Source organism: Pseudomonas sp. SWRI154, from assembly GCF_014268645.1.
GTDB classification, from domain to species: domain Bacteria; phylum Pseudomonadota; class Gammaproteobacteria; order Pseudomonadales; family Pseudomonadaceae; genus Aquipseudomonas; species Aquipseudomonas marvdashtae.
Genome location: NZ_JABWQW010000011.1, coordinates 69,914 through 87,208 on the forward strand (window position 1 = coordinate 69,914; position 17,295 = coordinate 87,208).

The 17,295-nt window shown below is 59.6% G+C and carries 20 protein-coding genes; 3 read left to right on the top strand and 17 right to left on the bottom strand.

Features of this window, described 5'->3' with window-relative positions; genetic code table 11:
• Positions 1 to 41: 41 nt before the first annotated feature.
• The 13 genes from tolB to HU806_RS12570 form a co-directional block, all read right to left on the bottom strand.
• On the bottom strand, positions 42 to 1,343 hold the full coding sequence (tolB, locus tag HU806_RS12510; RefSeq protein WP_527251147.1) for a Tol-Pal system beta propeller repeat protein TolB: 1,302 nt from the start codon (positions 1,341 to 1,343) through the stop codon (positions 42 to 44).
• Positions 1,340 to 2,419, bottom strand: coding sequence for a cell envelope integrity protein TolA (gene tolA / locus HU806_RS12515; RefSeq protein ID WP_186611664.1), 1,080 nt, complete (start codon positions 2,417 to 2,419; stop codon positions 1,340 to 1,342). The genes tolB and tolA overlap by 4 nt, the downstream gene beginning before the upstream one ends.
• Positions 2,419 to 2,871 (bottom strand): protein TolR, encoded by a 453-nt coding sequence (tolR, locus tag HU806_RS12520; protein WP_162277330.1) that lies wholly within the window; start codon positions 2,869 to 2,871, stop codon positions 2,419 to 2,421. The genes tolA and tolR overlap by 1 nt, the downstream gene beginning before the upstream one ends.
• A 23-nt stretch (positions 2,872 to 2,894) precedes the next feature.
• Complete coding sequence (gene tolQ, locus HU806_RS12525; RefSeq protein ID WP_039591698.1) at positions 2,895 to 3,590, bottom strand: protein TolQ; 696 nt, start codon at positions 3,588 to 3,590, stop codon at positions 2,895 to 2,897.
• Positions 3,580 to 4,047 carry a tol-pal system-associated acyl-CoA thioesterase gene (ybgC, locus tag HU806_RS12530; protein ID WP_186611665.1) on the bottom strand — a complete coding sequence of 156 codons (468 nt, stop codon included), beginning with the start codon at positions 4,045 to 4,047 and terminating at the stop codon, positions 3,580 to 3,582. The genes tolQ and ybgC overlap by 11 nt, the downstream gene beginning before the upstream one ends.
• A 128-nt stretch (positions 4,048 to 4,175) precedes the next feature.
• Complete coding sequence (gene ruvB / locus HU806_RS12535; RefSeq protein ID WP_003178599.1) at positions 4,176 to 5,237, bottom strand: Holliday junction branch migration DNA helicase RuvB; 1,062 nt, start codon at positions 5,235 to 5,237, stop codon at positions 4,176 to 4,178.
• Positions 5,238 to 5,846, bottom strand: coding sequence for a Holliday junction branch migration protein RuvA (gene ruvA / locus HU806_RS12540; RefSeq protein WP_058542614.1), 609 nt, complete (start codon positions 5,844 to 5,846; stop codon positions 5,238 to 5,240).
• A 114-nt stretch (positions 5,847 to 5,960) separates the two neighbouring features.
• Positions 5,961 to 6,485, bottom strand: coding sequence for a crossover junction endodeoxyribonuclease RuvC (ruvC, locus tag HU806_RS12545; protein WP_014339919.1), 525 nt, complete (start codon positions 6,483 to 6,485; stop codon positions 5,961 to 5,963).
• A gap of 186 nt (positions 6,486 to 6,671) precedes the next feature.
• The gene (locus HU806_RS12550) at positions 6,672 to 7,418 is read right to left on the bottom strand and encodes a YebC/PmpR family DNA-binding transcriptional regulator (protein WP_186611666.1); all 747 of its coding nucleotides are present in this window, start codon (positions 7,416 to 7,418) and stop codon (positions 6,672 to 6,674) included.
• A gap of 120 nt (positions 7,419 to 7,538) precedes the next feature.
• Entirely contained in the window at positions 7,539 to 9,314 is a 1,776-nt protein-coding gene (gene aspS, locus HU806_RS12555; RefSeq protein ID WP_186611667.1) for an aspartate--tRNA ligase, read from the bottom strand.
• Between the two features lie 75 nt (positions 9,315 to 9,389).
• The gene (locus HU806_RS12560; RefSeq protein ID WP_003178589.1) at positions 9,390 to 9,611 is read right to left on the bottom strand and encodes an FmdB family zinc ribbon protein; all 222 of its coding nucleotides are present in this window, start codon (positions 9,609 to 9,611) and stop codon (positions 9,390 to 9,392) included.
• A 159-nt stretch (positions 9,612 to 9,770) separates the two neighbouring features.
• Positions 9,771 to 10,112 (bottom strand): ribbon-helix-helix domain-containing protein, encoded by a 342-nt coding sequence (locus tag HU806_RS12565; RefSeq protein ID WP_186611668.1) that lies wholly within the window; start codon positions 10,110 to 10,112, stop codon positions 9,771 to 9,773.
• Between the two features lie 203 nt (positions 10,113 to 10,315).
• Positions 10,316 to 10,789, bottom strand: a complete 474-nt coding sequence (locus HU806_RS12570; RefSeq protein WP_186611669.1) for a Dps family protein — start codon at positions 10,787 to 10,789, stop codon at positions 10,316 to 10,318.
• 398 nt (positions 10,790 to 11,187) lie between these two features.
• Between HU806_RS12570 and HU806_RS26660 the strand changes: the two genes are divergently transcribed.
• Positions 11,188 to 11,793 (top strand): cold-shock protein, encoded by a 606-nt coding sequence (locus HU806_RS26660; RefSeq protein ID WP_186611670.1) that lies wholly within the window; start codon positions 11,188 to 11,190, stop codon positions 11,791 to 11,793.
• A 69-nt stretch (positions 11,794 to 11,862) separates the two neighbouring features.
• On the opposite strand, the gene HU806_RS12580 is transcribed toward HU806_RS26660, so the two are convergent.
• Entirely contained in the window at positions 11,863 to 12,069 is a 207-nt protein-coding gene (locus HU806_RS12580) for a SlyX family protein (RefSeq protein WP_186611671.1), read from the bottom strand.
• Positions 12,070 to 12,073: 4 nt separating this feature from the next.
• Complete coding sequence (locus HU806_RS12585) at positions 12,074 to 12,499, bottom strand: HIT domain-containing protein (RefSeq protein ID WP_186611672.1); 426 nt, start codon at positions 12,497 to 12,499, stop codon at positions 12,074 to 12,076.
• 803 nt (positions 12,500 to 13,302) lie between these two features.
• Between HU806_RS12585 and HU806_RS12590 the strand changes: the two genes are divergently transcribed.
• On the top strand, positions 13,303 to 14,634 hold the full coding sequence (locus tag HU806_RS12590) for an OprD family porin (protein ID WP_186611673.1): 1,332 nt from the start codon (positions 13,303 to 13,305) through the stop codon (positions 14,632 to 14,634).
• A 93-nt stretch (positions 14,635 to 14,727) separates the two neighbouring features.
• Here the strand turns inward: HU806_RS12590 and HU806_RS12595 are convergent, their stop codons facing one another.
• Both HU806_RS12595 and HU806_RS12600 read right to left on the bottom strand, forming a co-directional pair.
• Positions 14,728 to 15,570, bottom strand: coding sequence for a mechanosensitive ion channel family protein (locus tag HU806_RS12595; RefSeq protein WP_186611674.1), 843 nt, complete (start codon positions 15,568 to 15,570; stop codon positions 14,728 to 14,730).
• Between the two features lie 140 nt (positions 15,571 to 15,710).
• Positions 15,711 to 16,196: a YajQ family cyclic di-GMP-binding protein gene (locus HU806_RS12600; RefSeq protein ID WP_186611675.1), complete on the bottom strand. Its 486-nt coding sequence runs from the start codon at positions 16,194 to 16,196 to the stop codon at positions 15,711 to 15,713.
• A gap of 143 nt (positions 16,197 to 16,339) precedes the next feature.
• On the opposite strand from HU806_RS12600, the gene HU806_RS12605 reads away from it, so the two are divergent.
• Positions 16,340 to 17,257 (top strand): putative 2-dehydropantoate 2-reductase, encoded by a 918-nt coding sequence (locus tag HU806_RS12605; protein ID WP_186611676.1) that lies wholly within the window; start codon positions 16,340 to 16,342, stop codon positions 17,255 to 17,257.
• Positions 17,258 to 17,295: the final 38 nt, after the last annotated feature.

Genomic DNA, 17,295 nt, shown 5'->3' on the forward strand with positions numbered 1-17,295 from the left:
TAATGAACCCCAGTGTGTTAAGTAAAACGTATTGCGCCGCGTCAGTTCAGGTAAGGGGACCAGGACGGTTCTCTGACTTCGCCTTGAGCGGTAGGAAGCGGGAGCCTCACGCGTCCATTAATGGACACGAGCATCAAGACTCCCCGGCCCTGCTGGCGGGTGGCGTAGATTACCATGGTGCCGTTGGGCGCAACAGTAGGTGACTCGTCCAGAGTGCTATCAGTGAGGATTTTTACGCTACCGCGCTGCAAATCCTGGGCCGCCACCTTGAAATTGGTGAATCCATCCTGGCGATGGATCATCACCAGGGTCTTTTCGTCCGCCGACAGTTTAGGGTTGGCATTGTAGTTACCCACGAACGTCACGCGCTCGGCACCGCCGCCACCGGCACTGGTCTTGTAGATCTGCGGCTTGCCGCCACGGTCGGAGGTGAAGTAGATGGTCGAGCCGTCCTTGCCCCAGAACGGTTCGGTGTTGATGCCCGGGCCATTGGTGACACGGGAAATCGAACGCGACGCCAGGTTCATCACGTAGACGTCCGGGTTACCGTCCTTGGACAGCACGAACGCCAGGCGGGTACCGTCCGGCGACCAGGCTGGCGCGCCGTTCAAGCCTTCGAAGTTGGTAATCTGCTCGCGACGACCGGTGTCGATGTGCTGCATGAAGATGCGCGGACGCTTCTGCTCGAACGATACATAGGCGATACGCTTGCCATCGGGGGCGAAACGCGGCGACAGGATAGGCTCGCGCGACTGCAGCAGGGTCACTGCACGGGCACCGTCATAGTCGGAGCGCTGGAGCGTGTAGCGGGTGTTCTTCTCGGAGAAGCGTTCGGCTGTCACGTAGAGCATGCGGGTAGAGAACGCACCCTTGATACCGGTGAGTTTCTCGAACGACTGGTCGGAGATGTAGTGCGCCATGTCGCGCAGCTGGTCGACGCTGCCCGACACGCTGCCGGTCAGCACTTGCTGCTCGGTGGCGACGTTGAACAGGGCGTATTGCACCTGCAGGCGACCGCCGGCCGGCACGATGCTGCCGACCATGATGTACTGGGCGCCCAGGGCCTTCCAGTCACGGTAGATGACCTCGCTGGCCTGGGTCGGCAGGCTGATCATGTTCTGCTTCGGAATCGGCGCGTAGTAACCCGAGTTGCGCAGGTCGTTGCCGATGATTTCAGCCATGTCGTCCGGCAGGACGCTGCCGCCCTGCCAACCGAACGGAACGACGGCGATAGGGGTCGCCCGGTCGCTGCCGCTGGTGACCAGGATGTTCTTTTCCTCTGCTACCGCTATCCCTGCCAGGCAGCAGATAACGACAAGCATTGATCGAAGAAGGTTTCTCACAAGGCTAGATCCTCAGGTGTGAATGTCATCTTGAACGAACGATAGGGAGCAAAATCGCTCGGCTTCATTCCTTGCATTTCCGTCAATCGCCCAATGTTCTTGACCGCCGCGACCGCCGAAGCGTCGAACGGACCATCGCCACTGGACTTGGCCACGCTGACCGAGGTAACCGTACCGTCGGGCAACATGCCGATTTGCAATACTACCGTCATGCCTTTGCGCGCCGAAGGTGGACGAGCCCAGCCTTCCGCCGCTCGTGCGCGAATCAGATCATCGAAGCTGCCGGCGACTTCATCGCCCTGCTCATCGGCCAATGCCTGCTGGCGCTCCGGCGTGTCGGAAAGCAAATCTGCCAGGGCCTGGGCCTTTTTCTCTTCGGCGGATTTACGCGCTGCGTCCTGGGCCTTTTTCTTGGCGGCGTCGGCGGCGGCTTTCTTCTTCGCGTCTTCGGCGACTTTCTTTTTCGCCTCTTCAGCTTCAGCTTTCTTCTTGGCGTCTTCGGCCGCTTTTTTCTTCGCGTCCTCGACAATCTTTTTCTTCGCTTCTTCAGCGGCCGCTTTCTTGGCCTCTTCTTCAGCGGCTTTCTTGGCTTCTTCTTCGGCTTTCTTCTTGGCTATATCAGCCAATTGTTTCTCTTCTGCCTTCTTGGCCTCGGCGGTTTTCTTCGCTTCGTCGGCTTTCTTGGCTTCGTCTGCCTTTTTCGCCTCGTCCGCTTTTTTCGCCTCATCGGCCTTCTTGGCTTCTTCGGCCTTTTGAGCAGCTTCCTCTTTCTTTTGTTCCGCTGCTCTCACCGCTTCCTGCTCGACCTTTTTCTGCTCCATCTGCTCGACTTCGGTCTGGCGCGCGGCGGATTTCTTCGCCTCCCCAGCCAGCTTCTGGTTGGTCTGCGTAGTCGCCTGGCTTTTCGACTTGAGCTGGTACAGGGTCGCCTGCACGATAGGCTTGGCCGGCGGCAGCTCCGGGGTCATGGCAAAACTGACGAACAGCATGCCGAACACCAGCACATGCAGGCCGATGGCCAGGACACTGGGCCAGAAGTAGCTTTCCGAGGCGGACGGCTCTCGCTGTTGCTGCATCAGGGGGCCTCGGTGATCAAGCCAACATTACCGACCCCGGCTTTCTGCAAACCGCCCATGGCACCCATGACGGCACCGTAGTCGACGGTCTTGTCGCCGCGAATGAAAACCTGGGTGCGTTTGCCGTTACTGTTACCGGCGTTGATGATCTTTGTCACCGCATCGGTCATCTGCGGCAAGGTCATGGCGCGGTCCTGCTGCTTCTCGGTATCGACTTCGCTGCCAAGGTTCCAGTAATAGGTCTTGTCAGCCTTGATCGAAATGGTCAGTACCTGAGTGTTGTTGTCCTGCGGCAAGGCTTCGCTGGAAACCTTGGGCAGATCAACCTTCACGCCCTGATTGAGCATCGGCGCGGTCACCATGAAGATGACCAGCAGCACCAACATCACGTCGATGTAGGGCACTACGTTCATCTCGGCGACCGGCTTGCGCTTTTTTCGGGCTCGAGCGATTAAAGCCATTGGGAAATACCTGCTTATTCTTCGCTGGTGTGCACTTTGCGGTGCAGGATCGCCTGGAATTCATCGGCGAAGGTGTAGTAGCGGCTGGTCAGCGTTTCACTGCGGGCAGCGAAGCGGTTGTAGGCAATAACGGCCGGGATCGCCGCGAACAGGCCGATGGCCGTGGCGATCAGCGCCTCGGCGATGCCTGGGGCCACGGTGGCCAGGGTTGCCTGTTGGGCGGATGCCAGGCCACGGAAGGAGTTCATGATCCCCCACACGGTGCCGAACAGACCGATGTACGGGCTGACCGAACCGACGGTTGCCAGGAATGGCAGGCCCTGTTCGAGTTTTTCTTCCTCGCGGGAAATGGCGACGCGCATGGCACGGGCCACACCTTCCATCACGGCTTCAGGGTCGACGCCCGGCTGCTGGCGCAGGCGGGAGAATTCCTTGAAGCCGGCACGGAAGATCTGCTCGACACCCGAATCAGGGTCCGGGTTGCTGCCGGCCTGGCGATATAGCTTGGACAGGTCGATGCCGGACCAGAAGCGCTCCTCGAAGCTCTCCAGGGCACGGCGACCGGCGCGCAGCATGTTGCTGCGCTGAAAGATCATGATCCATGAGGTCACCGATGCGGCTACCAGGATCAGCATTACCAGTTGCACCACGACACTGGCATTGCTGACCAGGCTCCACATGGAGGAATGGTCGACGACGTTAGCTTCCACGCTTTATCTCCTGCTCTGAGTGTGTACCCGCGCCGCTCACGCCGGCAAAGGCCGCGCGTAGAGCTTCGGGAATGGCCCGGGGTTTCAAACTATGGGTGCGCACACAGGCCACCAAAAACTGCCCTTCGCAGAGCAGCACATTATCCGCAGCCCGCCTGACCTGCTGCTTGAAGCGCAGGCTGACGCGGTTCAATTCGATGACATCGGCACTTACCAGCAGCTCGTCGTCCAGTCGCGCCGGCGCGTGGTAGCGCGCTTCGCTGGAATGCACGACGAATAACAGGTCCTCCCCTGCCAGCGCGGATTGGGCGAAACCCAGTTCCCGCAGCCGTTCGGTTCGAGCCCGTTCCATAAACTTGAGGTAATTGACGTAGTAAACGATGCCGCCGGCATCGGTGTCCTCGTAATAAACGCGACAGCGATGTGCGAACGACTCCAGCCCGTTTTGCGCGCGCATACTCTAGTGCTTACTCCTCGGGTTGCCAATCCGGCCAGGCAACTGTTTTTTCATTCTCGAATGCATTGACGCTCCAGGCGTCGTCTGGGACAGCACGAACCGGAAAAAAGTCGGGATAAGGAGCGCGTTCAATCGTCCACCGCATCGAGGAATTCGTCTACCACTGGCATCTCACCCATTCGTGTCGGGATGTTTAAGCCAAAGTGCAGATAGGCGTGACGCGTCACCACGCGCCCGCGAGGGGTGCGCATGATATAGCCCTGTTGGATCAGGTACGGCTCCAGCACATCTTCGATGGTATGGCGCTCTTCGCTGATGGCCGCGGCCAGGCTGTCGACGCCCACCGGGCCGCCGTCGAACTTCTCGATCATGGTCAGCAGCAGGCGCCGGTCCTGGTGGTCGAAACCCCGCTCGTCGATGTCCAGCAGGTTCAACGCCAGGTCGGCAATCGGCTTGGTGATGTGGCCCTTGGCGCGGACTTCGGCAAAGTCGCGGACGCGGCGCAACAGTCGGTTGGCAATCCGCGGCGTGCCCCGGGCCCGACGGGCGATCTCGTAGGCACCGTCCGGGTCCAGTGGTAACCCGAGGATGCCCGCCGAGCGGCTGACGATCGTCGCCAGGTCGGCGTTGTTATAGAACTCCAGGCGCTGGACGATACCGAAACGGTCCCGCAGCGGGTTGGTCAGCATGCCGGCGCGGGTAGTGGCGCCCACCAGGGTGAACGGCGGCAGGTCGAGCTTGATGGAGCGCGCCGCCGGCCCTTCGCCGATCATGATGTCGAGCTGGAAGTCTTCCATGGCCGGGTACAGCACTTCTTCGACGATCGGCGACAGCCTATGTATTTCGTCGATGAACAGCACGTCGTGAGGTTCTAGATTGGTCAGCAGCGCCGCCAGGTCACCCGGCCGCTCAAGGACTGGCCCGGACGTGCTCTTGATCGAGACGCCCATTTCCTGGGCAATGATATTGGCCAAGGTAGTCTTGCCCAGGCCTGGCGGACCGAAGATCAACGTGTGATCCAGCGATTCGCTGCGCCCACGGGCGGCCTGGATGAAGAGCTCCATCTGCTCGCGCACGGTCGGCTGGCCGATGTAGTCGGCCAGGCTGACGGGGCGGATCGCGCGGTCCTGGATTTCCTCGCGGTCACGGGGCGCGCCCGTGGCGGCAATGAGACGGTCAGCTTCAATCACTTAAATCATTCCCTTCAGGGCACGGCGAATCATATCTTCAGTGCTCAGGCCTTTTTCCTTGATGGCGGAAATCGCCTTGCTGGCTTCCTGCGGCTTGTAGCCCAGGGAGATCAGTGCAGTGACCGCATCGTTTTCAGCGCTGACGGCAGGTGCAGGCGCGTCCGGCTGGTTTGGAACGAGGGCGAACATCGCCGGCACGGCTTCCCAGGCTTTGAAGCGGTCCTTGAGTTCGACCAGCAGGCGCTCGGCGGTTTTCTTGCCCACGCCCGGCACCTTGGTCAGGGCCGAGGTGTCCTGGGACTGCACGCAGCGCACCAGCTCATCGACTTCCAGGCTCGACATCAAGGCCAGGGCCAGTTTCGGGCCGACGCCATTGAGCCGGATCAGCTCGCGGAAAAAATCCCGCTCGCGTTTGCCGACAAAGCCATAGAGTAACTGGGCATCTTCGCGCACGACCAAATGAGTATGCAGGGTCAGCGGCTCACCGACCGACGGCAAGCGATACAACGTGGTCATGGGCACTTCGAGCTCATAACCCAGGCCGTTTACATCCAGAATCAGGTGCGGCGGCTGTTTTTCAGCCAGGGTGCCGCGCAAGCGTCCAATCACGTTTCAGATCCTTGGGCGTTGGCCAGCCGCTGGCTGGCGAGTAACAACACGAGCATTAAGGCCGACGATACAGGCGCAATTTGCTCGGGCTCATGAATGAATGCGCTGATGCTATCAGAGACGCAGGCGCCCGCCACGACTGCGTGCGGTTCCCAGACCATGGGGCAACAGGCTGGAACGGGTGTGCGCATGGCAAATGGCGATGGCCAGGGCGTCGGAGGCGTCGATCTGCGGCTTGCTGACCAGTTTCAGCAGGTGCATCACCATCATCTGCACCTGTTCCTTGTTCGCCGCCCCGGTGCCGACGACCGCCTGCTTGACCTGGGTCGCGGTGTACTCGGCGATCTCCAGGTTTTCCTCGGCACCCGCCACAATGGCCGCACCCCGGGCCTGCCCCAGCTTCAGGGCCGAATCGGCGTTGCGCGCCATGAAGACCCGCTCGATGCCCATGGTCACCGGGCCGTAGGTCTGGATGACTTCGCGCACGCCGCGATAAACAATCTGCAAGCGCTCGTGCAGTTCGCCCGCCCCGGTGCGGATGCAGCCAGACGCAACGTACACGCAGCCGCGCCCGGTATCGCGAACGACACCGTAGCCGGTGATGCGCGAACCGGGGTCGATACCAAGGATTAGAGTCATAACGCCTGCGAAAGGTAATGCGGTTGCAAGAGAATACAGCTCACCGAAGGCTTGCAGTGAATCCGTGGCGAGGGAGCTTGCTCCCGCTGGGCTGCGCAGCAGACCTTTTTTGGGAGCGCTTCGCACTCCAGCGGGAGCAAGCTCCCTCGCCACAATGATTTCAAATCAAACCCGGCATTGAGCCTGTCAGCCCAGCTGTTCAGCCACCGACTCCGGGATGTCGGCGTTGGAGTAGACGTTCTGCACGTCGTCCAGGTCTTCCAGCATGTCGATCAGCTTGATCACTTTCTCGGCGCCTTCCAGATCCAATTCGGCACTGGTGGTCGGCTGCATGACGATTTCCGCGTCGGCAGGTGCAAAACCCGCAACTTCCAAGGCGTTGCGTACGGCATAGAAACTGGCGAACGAGGTAAACACGTCGAACGAGCCGTCTTCATGACTGACCACGTCATCGGCGTCGGCTTCCAGGGCCGCTTCTGTCAACGCATCCTCATCGATGCCCGGCGCGAAGCTGATCTGGCCCTTGCGCTCGAACAGGTAAGCCACCGAGCCATCGGTGCCCAGGTTGCCACCGCATTTGCTGAACGCATGACGCACGGCCGCCGCGGTGCGGTTGCGGTTGTCGGTCATGCATTCGACCATCACCGCCACGCCGCCCGGGCCATAACCTTCGTAGGTCAACTCTTCGACGTTGTCGGCCTCGGTCGCACCGGCGCCACGGGCGATGGCCCGGTCGATGATGTCGCGGCTCATGTTCGCGCCGAGCGCCTTGTCCAGGGCTAGGCGCAGGCGCGGATTGGAACCCGGATCGCCGCCACCCTGGCGGGCCGCGACCGTCAGCTCACGGATCCACTTGGTGAAGATCTTGCCTCTCTTGGCATCCTGACGTTCTTTGCGGTGCTTGATGTTCGCCCACTTGGAATGACCTGCCATAACTCGCTCCGTTTCTCTTTGGAACATTGCCCGCCCTGCGCGTGCGCAGTCGCCGACAATCATAAATATCGACCCCAATGAAAAGGCGCATCCGAAGATGCGCCCTCTCAGGTGCCAGCCTTACTCAGCCTTTGGCTGTTCACGCAGACGAATGTGCAACTCACGCAGTGCCTTGGCATCCACGACACCCGGCGCCTGGGTCATGACATCGGCCGCGCTCTGGGTTTTCGGGAACGCGATCACTTCACGGATCGACTGGGCGCCGGTCATCAGCATCACCAGGCGGTCCAGACCGAAGGCCAGGCCACCGTGGGGCGGTGCGCCATACTTCAGGGCGTCCAGCAGGAAGCCGAACTTCTCTTCCTGCTCGGCTTCGTTGATGCCCAGCAGGCGGAACACCGCCTGTTGCATTTCCTTGCGATGGATACGGATCGAACCGCCACCCAACTCGGTACCGTTCAGGACCATGTCGTAGGCACGCGACAAAGCGGTGGCCGGATTGGCCTCCAATTCTTCAGGCGAGCACTTCGGCGCGGTGAACGGGTGGTGCAGCGCGGAGAAGCTGCCGTCGTCGTTTTCTTCGAACATCGGGAAGTCGACGACCCACATCGGTGCCCATTCGCAGGTCAGCAGCTTCAGGTCGTGGCCCAGCTTGATGCGCAACGCGCCCAGGGCTTCGCTGACGATCTTGGCCTTGTCGGCGCCGAAGAACACGATGTCGCCATCAACCGCGCCCACGCGATCGAGGATCACATTGAGGTTGGCTTCAGGAATGTTCTTCACGATCGGCGATTGCAGGCCTTCAATACCCGCGGCGCGCTCGTTGACCTTGATGTATGCCAGGCCCTTGGCACCGTAGATGCCGACGAACTTGGTGTAGTCGTCGATCTGCTTGCGCGGCATGCTCGCCCCGCCTGGAACACGCAGGGCCGCGATACGGCATTTCGGGTCGTTGGCCGGGCCGCTGAACACCTTGAAATCGACGTCCTTGAGCTGGTCGGCCACGTCCACCAGTTCCAGCGGGTTACGCAGGTCTGGCTTGTCGGAACCGTAGCGGCGCATGGCCTCTTCGAAGGTCATGTGCGGGAACTCACCGAATTCCAGGCCCAGCACTTCCTTGAACAGGTTGCGGATCATGCCTTCGGTCAGGCCCATGATGTCTTTTTCGTCGAGGAAGCTGGTCTCGATGTCGATCTGAGTGAACTCAGGCTGACGGTCGGCACGCAGGTCTTCGTCGCGGAAACACTTGGCGATCTGGTAGTAGCGGTCGAACCCGGCCACCATCAACAGTTGCTTGAACAACTGTGGCGATTGCGGCAGGGCGAAGAAGCTGCCGGGGTGGGTACGGCTCGGCACCAGGTAGTCGCGGGCGCCTTCCGGCGTGGCGCGGGTGAGGATCGGCGTCTCGACGTCGAGGAAGCCATTTTCGTCCAGGTAACGACGGATGCTGGTGGTCATGCGCGAGCGCAGGCGCAACTTCTCGGCCATTTCCGGACGACGCAGGTCGATGAAGCGGTAGCGCAGACGGGTTTCCTCGCCCACGTCGGAGTATTCGTTGAGCGGGAACGGCGGGGTTTCCGACTCGTTGAGCACTTCCAGCTCATAGCCCAGCACTTCGATCATGCCCGACGCCATGTTGGCGTTACCGGCACCGGCCGGACGCAGGCGCACCTTGCCGGTGATCTTGACGACGTATTCGCTGCGCACGCGGTCGGCGGTGGCGAAGGTTTCAGCGCGGTCCGGATCGAACACCACCTGGGCCAGGCCTTCACGATCACGGATATCGAGGAAAATCACCCCGCCATGGTCACGGCGACGATGGACCCATCCGCAAAGAGTAACTTCCTGACCTTCCAGGCTTTCGTTCAGTTGGCCGCAATAATGGCTGCGCATCATGGTAGTGGTTTCACTTCTCGTAATTCGACATTCGGTTGGAGGCCCTGCCTGTGCAAGAACTCGCGCGTATTCAGTTCAATCGGCTTTGTCGCCACCGGCCAGGTTTTTCTTGGCGCCGGTCTTGAAGTCGGTTTCATACCAGCCGGTACCACCGAGGCGGAAACCTGGCATGGACAGCATCTTCTTCAACTCCGGCGCCTGGCAGGCAGGGCAGTCGACCAGCGGTGCCGCGCTGATCTTTTGAATGGCTTCCATCTGATGACCACAGGAAGCACATTGATAGTCGTACATCGGCATGGGGTTGTCTCGGCGATCAGGTTATTACGCAAAGCGCGGCTTTGCGGCAAAGAGCGGGATTATATCCATTAAATGCAGCCTGTGCAGCCGTAAGACCGCACAGACATTGCCGGCAATGTCGTTCATTCCAGGCATGCGTACCCCACTTTGGCGAGGGGACTAGACACACACTGATCCAATTTCAGCTTCCTTCAAGCTGTGCACAACGCAGACAACTCGCACCAAGCCGCTGAAATTGCGCACGCCGCCGTGACGCAGATGCACTTCCCGATCCACATGAGACAGCAAGGTGCTGACGGAGCAGCTGTTGAGCTGGGCCATGTCGCCGAGGATATCCCAATAGATTTGTTCCAGCCGCAGACAGGTGGCGAACCCGTTTAGCCGGATAGAGCGGGCCAAGGGCCGGGCCAGTTGCATGTCAAACCCACTGACGAACGGGTCGGTGCTTACGGACAGCAAACGTCCGCGCGCACTTCCCCTGGGTTCTTTTCCTTGAATCATACCGTTGACACTCCTTTGCCATACGAACCTCAGTCGGAACAACCGACCTGTGGCCCTATGGAAGCCCAACTGGATCGCCAGTTCCAGATGACTTTTTGACCATCAACGTAGGACAAGCCAACGGGGAGCTGGCGACAAATCATGTCTTCCTACACGGGACGGCAAGCGATGGCGCCAACGGCAGCGCCATCACCCGTACAGACTTATTGATCTTCCAGCAGCGAACGCAGCATCCAGGCGGTTTTTTCGTGGACCTGCATACGCTGGGTCAAAAGGTCGGCGGTAGGTTCGTCGCTGACCTTGTCCAGCAAAGGAAAGATGCCACGGGCTGTACGCGTCACCGCCTCCTGGCCCTCGACCAATTGTCGAATCATGTCCTCGGCCCCAGGCACGCCCTCTTCTTCCTTAATAGAAGACAAGCGTGCGTACACCGAATAAGCGCCGGGTGCCGGAAAGCCGAGCGCACGGATTCTTTCGGCGATCAGGTCCACCGCCAACGCCAGTTCGTTGTATTGCTCCTCGAACATCAGGTGCAGGGTCCGAAACATCGGCCCGGTGACGTTCCAGTGGAAGTTGTGGGTCTTGAGGTACAGCACGTAGGTGTCCGACAACAGGCGCGAAAGCCCGTCGACGATGGATTTGCGATCTTCTTCGCTGATACCGATATCAATTGCCATGTGGGTTGATCTCCTGACGGTGATGAATTCGACAGCGGCCATTGCACTCTAGCGGGCCTCTCTCCCTGTAGCCTGCGACAAATCGCCAGCCGTCCTGAACCGACAAGCCGGGACGCCGAGGGGTTCCGACAAACCTGGAAAATTCAACACCCATCGCCTGGCACGTTCAAGAGCCCCGCCGTCCCTCCCGCCGACGAACAGCGTCCCGCGCGCCCGTAACGCGTTTGAGAAGGCCCGGGCTTTGCTGTTAAATAGGCAGTGTGTCGCTACGCCTCTTTTCCCGGGCGCGGCGCATAGGCTGATTCGGGTACGTGTTCCTACGCCTCTCATTGTTCTGGAGCGAACCGCCCCCGGACCAGCTCTTCCTTGTGATCTGTCTTAACCGTGAGCCAATCAAAATGTTGAAAATCGTCCACTTGCTAATGGGCGCAGCTGCCCTGCTGCTGTCCTTCATCCCTAGCCTGGGTTCCGAAGCCACACCTTACCTGCAACATCCCGACGCGCTGTACCTGGCCTTTTTCGGCCTGCTCAACCTGACCCTGGCACCCGTAATTCCCTACTGGAACAAAGGTCCACGTCATCAACTGCAAAACCTTGTCAGTGCGCTGCTGGTGCTGGCTGTTGCGCTGCAAACCCTGACCCTGCTGGCGCCCATGCCGGAAATCGGCGGCCAACCCGCCATTCTGTCCAGCCTGGCCGCGGCATTGCTCGCTGTGTTGCTGCACCTGGCCGTCAGCTTCTACAAGAAGTCGTCGCCGGCCGCCGCACCGCAGAACTACGACATGTCCAACCGTGATACCGGCACCGTGAAGTGGTTCAACACCTCCAAAGGGTTCGGTTTCATTTCTCGCGATTCCGGTGATGATATTTTCGTGCATTTCCGGGCCATCCGTGGCGAAGGCCACCGCGTCCTGGTTGAAGGTCAGCGTGTCGAGTTCTCGGTCATGCACCGCGACAAGGGCCTGCAGGCCGAAGACGTGATCGCCGCACTCCCGCGCCGCTGATCCAGGCGTAAAAAAACCGCGATGCAGCCTGGCTGCTCGCGGTTTTTTATTGCCTGCCGTTCGGCCCGGTCAGTAATGCGGTGGCGGCGCTTCTTCTTCAAAGGATTCGAACTGGCCGGCCATTTCCTCCTGGCGCTTGAGCAACGCCGCCATCTGCAGCTGCAGGCGCTCGACAATTCGTTGCTGCGCCACCAGCACGTCATTCAACGCCTGGATAGTGTCATCCTGAAACGCCAGGCGGCTTTCAAGGTCGGTTACACGGTCTTCAAGGTTCATGGCTTCAGCCCTCCAGGAACTTGAAATCATCGGTCAACACGGCTCGCAACCGTTCGCGAATGGCCGCTATCTGCCCGGTCTCATACGGCTTGGCAGGATGCTTTCCCCAGACCGGTGCGGGCCAGGCGGCATCTTCCCGCTTGCGTACGATCACATGCATGTGCAATTGACTGACAACGTTACCCAAGGTTGCAACATTCAGCTTGTCGGCGTCGAACGAGTCCTTGAGCGTTTCGGCCAGTGCCGTGGTTTCCTTCCACAGCTGCAATTGATCAGCGTCATCCAATTGAAACAATTCGCTGATATTTTCCCGTCGCGGCACGAGGATGAACCACGGGTAGTTCGAGTCGTTGGACAAGAGCAAGCGGCACAGCGGGAAATCGCCGATGGGCAATGTGTCTTGTTGCAATCGTGGATCTAAGGCAAACACCGGCGTACTCCTCGCTCGTTAATCGACGGCGTCCGATTTGGCGGCCCAGGGGCTGCATCCGGACGCAGGCCGCCAGCATACCTGTGAACGGCGCAACGTTCACTGCGCACCAGTACCGGGCACCACGAACCGCAAAAGCGCATGACGCGCAGAGCTGCCACAGGGACTGTCCGCTTTTCGTACAGCGTGAAGATTTTTTGCACCAAAACTGCACAATGCGTCTACGCTCTGTGCTCATAGCATCCGTGTTTTACCCACCGAAGGGGTGAACCGGTAACGTTTTTAGTTGTCGTGCGCGGTTTAGTGGTTTCAAACATGGCAGCTGCCTGGCAGTCAACCCCATTTAAAACAAGGCCTTTGGAGCCCGGTTTCATGAGGTTTCACCGCATCCGCAGCTAAAATGTGAAAAAAATGTCAACGAATTCCGGGTTTGTGCATGCTTGTTGCATTCATGCCCGTATCGCCTACAGGGTATCGCGGAAGCGAAACCTGCAGGCCCGAGAATTAAAGTGGCAAGGCTGCCCTCAGGAGCTACAAGGTTGGACTTACGGACTCTTTACACCGAAGCGTGCAATCAAAGAACAACTTGAAGTTGTCATTCCGCACACCTCGGATCAGCTGAAATGCGACATGGATCGAGCCATTGGCGACAGGGTCGTAAAGAAGCTAAAAGGATGAATGGGCAAGTATCGCCAAAGAATGTCGACGTGATATAAGTTTGCGCCGACACAAAAAGAAAGAGCCGCCCAGATAATAAAACAGGTGGGACGGCAGTACTCTTAAAACCAAAGGAGCAAATCACGATGCGCGTGATGAAGTGGAGCATGATCGCACTGGCCGTTGCTGCAGCAGCCAGTACTCAAATGGCCTCGGCCGCACCTTTCGTAAGTGACCAGGCTGAAGCCAAAGGCTTCGTTGAAGACGCCAGCGCCAAACTGCTGCTGCGCAACTACTACTTCAACCGTGACCGCAAAGATGGCTCTACTGACCAGAAAGACTGGACTCAGGGCATCTGGGGCAACTTCAACTCCGGTTACACCCAAGGCACCGTAGGCGTCGGCATTGATGCATTCGGTTACCTGGCCGTGAAACTGGACGGCGGTGACGGCACTCGCGGCACCGGCAACATGAGCGTCGATGGCGATGGCGACGTCAACGACAGCCAAGGCAAAGCTGGCGCAGCGGTCAAATTCCGCGTCTCCAAGACCGAGCTGAAAATCGGCGACCAACAGCCAAGCACTGCTCCAGTGTTCGCTGTCGGTGGTTCCCGCGTCCTGCCTCAAACTGCCAGCGGTTTCCAACTGCAGAGCAGCGAGATCAAAGACCTTGACCTCGAAGCCGGTCACTTCTACTCGGCCACCAGCCAAGACCGCAACGCCCGTGACGGCGGCCTGTTCGCAACCTACGCTGGCGTAGAAGCCAACTCCATCGACTACGCCGGCGGTAAGTACTCCTTCACCGACAACCTGAGCGCATCGGTATACGGCGCCCAGCTGGAAGACATCTGGAACCAGTACTACGGCAACCTGAACTACACCATCCCAATGGGTGGCGATCAGTCGCTGAACCTGGACGGTAACATCTACCGCACCACCGACACCGGCAGCGCCAAGGCTGGTGACATCAGCAACACCGCGTACTCCCTGGCAGCGGCGTTCTCGTTCCTGAAAGCGCACACCGTCACCCTCGCCTTCCAGAAAATCAACGGTGATACGCCGTTCGACTACATCGGCGTGGGCAAGAACAACCGCGGCGGCGACTCGATCTTCCTGGCCAACTCCATCCAGTACTCCGACTTCAACGCGCCTAACGAGAAATCTGCCCAGATCCGTTATGACCTGAAGATGGCTGAGTACGGCGTTCCTGGTCTGAGCTTCATGACCCGCTACGTCAAAGGTTGGGACATCGACGGTTCCAAAGTGGACGCCACCAGCCCATACGCCGCTTTGGGTTATGGCGACAATGGCAAACATAACGAAACCAACTTCGAAGCCAAGTACGTTGTTCAGTCTGGCCCGGCCAAAGATCTTTCCTTCCGCATTCGTCAAGCTTGGCACTACGCTAACGCCGACGAGACTGAAGGCGACGTCAAAGAGTTCCGCCTGATCGTCGACTACCCGATTTCGGTTCTGTAATTGCCGAAAGTCAGTACACAGTAATCAAAAAAAGGCCCATCTTCGGATGGGCCTTTTTTATTACGCTGAAGCTTGATCCGAAGATCAAACACCTCAGGCGGCAGGTGACTCCTGAACAACCCGAATGACCCGTTGCGGAAACGGAATATCAATGCCCGCATCCTTCAAGCGGTCCCGCGCCTGCTCGTTGAGCATGAACATCACGTTCCAGTAGTCTGCGGTCTTCACCCAGATACGCAGCGACACCGTGATCGAGCTGTCGCCCAAGGTGGAAATCACCGCTTCTGGTGCAGGATCGGCCAATACGCGTTCATCCTTGGCCAACTCCAGTAATACTTCCCGGGCTTTTTGCAGGTCGGCCTGGTAATCCACGCCCACATCAAATACCACTTTGCGGGTCGGCTGGCGATTGGTGTTGGTGATGATGCCGTTCGACAGATTGCCGTTGGGCACGATGACCGTCTTGTTGTCGCCGGTGCGCAGGACTGTGTGGAAGATCTGGATGCTGTCGACCGTACCCGCCACGCCTTGGGCTTCGATCCAGTCACCGATGCGAAACGGACGGAACAGCAGGATGAGCACGCCGCCGGCGAAATTCGCCAGGCTGCCCTGCAATGCCAGGCCGATCGCCAGGCCGGCCGCGCCGATGGCCGCAACGAACGACGTGGTTTCCACGCCGATCATCGAGGCGACGCTGACGATCAGTAATACCTTCAGGATGATGTTGGCCAGGGTGCTGATGAACCCTTGCAGTGCCAGGTCGGCGTTACGCAGGGCCAGCAGCGCCCCGAGCTTTTGCGTCACCTTGTTGATCAGCCACCAGCCGATCGCCAGGGTAATGATCGCCAGCAGCACGCGGCTGCCGTACTCCATGATCATCGGTATCCAGGCCTGGGAAGCCTTGACCAGGTGGTCCACTTCAGCGTTCAAGTCCATCGTGTTCTCCTTGTTCCCGTTACACGCAATTGTGGCGAGGGCGCTTGCTCCCACTGGGCTGCGTAGCGCCCAACAGAGGGGCTGCTGCGCAGCCAGCGGGAGCAAGCTCCCTCGCCACAGTGTTTCTACACAACCGAGTGTCAGTCGCGGAAGTTATTGAACTGTAGCGGCATACCAAACTCCTTGCCGCGCAGCGCGGCAATGGCTTCCTGCAAGTCGTCACGCTTCTTGCCGGTCACACGCACCTGCTCACCCTGGATGGCGGCCTGGACCTTGAGCTTGGCGTCCTTGATGTGGGCGACGATCTTCTTCGCCAGTTCCTTGTCGATGCCTTCCTTGAGCACGGCTTCCTGCTTCATCAGCTTGCCCGAGGCGTAGGCTTCCTTGACCTCGAGGCATTGCACATCGATCTTGCGCTTGACCAGCGCCAGCTTGAGGATCTCGATCATCGCCTCGAGCTGGAACTCGGCCTCGGCGGTCAGGTTGACGGTCAAGTCCTTTTCCTTGAACTCGAAACTGCCCTTGCCCTTGAGGTCATACCGACGGTCGAGTTCCTTGACGGCGTTTTCAACGGCGTTGGTGACTTCGTGTTTGTCCAGTTCGGATACCACGTCGAATGACGGCATGTAGTGTTCTCCAAATAAAAAGGCGCGCTCATGACAAAGGCGCGCACTTGGCTTGTGGTTAAAATCGGGCTCATTATAACGGGTCTTTTCCCGTCGTTACCGCGAGCCCCTCAGATGCCAGCGTCAAAGCGAGTAAAAAACTGATGTCCACCACCTGGCATGTCCTGGGAGCCGGCAGCCTCGGCACGCTGTGGGCGACGCGCCTGGCCCGGGCCGGCCTGCCGGTGCGACTGGTGCTGCGCAATGAGCAGCGGTTGCAGGCTTACCGGGCAAGTGGTGGCCTGACGCTGGTGGAACAGGGCCAGGCGCAGTGTTACCCGGTGCCCGGCGAAACCGCGCAAAGCCCCGAACCCATCCAGCGCTTGCTGCTGGCTTGCAAGGCCTATGACGCGGAAGCGGCGGTGGCTTCGGTCGCCCATCGACTGAGTGCCGAGACGGAACTGATCCTGCTGCAGAACGGCCTCGGCAGCCAGGATGCGGTGGCGAACCGCGTCCCCCTGGCCCGCTGCATCTGCGCCTCCAGCACCGAAGGCGCGTTCCGCGACGGTGATTGGCGCGTGGTGTTCGCCGGCCATGGCTACACTTGGCTGGGCGACCCCGCGCACCCGGTGGCGCCAGTCTGGCTGGATGACCTGAGCGCTGCCGGCATCCCACACGAATGGAGCGCCGATATTCTCACTCGCCTGTGGCGCAAACTGGCCCTCAACTGTGCGATCAATCCCCTCACCGTGCTGCACCATTGCAAGAACGGCGGCTTGCAGGAGCACCGCTGCGAAGTGGCGACCTTGTGCGCGGAACTCAGCGACCTGCTTGAGCGCTGCGGCCAGCCCGCGGCAGCCGAAGACTTACCGGCCGAAGTCGAACGGGTCATCCAGGCCACCGCTCACAACTATTCGTCGATGTACCAGGATGTCGCCAAGCTGCGCCGCACCGAAATCAGCTATTTGCTCGGCCATGCCTGCGCGGTCGCACAACGTCATGGCGTGGCCGTGCCGCATCTTGAACAAATGCGCCAACGCCTGATTGTCCACTTGGACAACCTCGGATTGCCCAGCGACTGAGCAGCGGCTACGCTGGCCCACGTGTTCCTTTTTAGCGA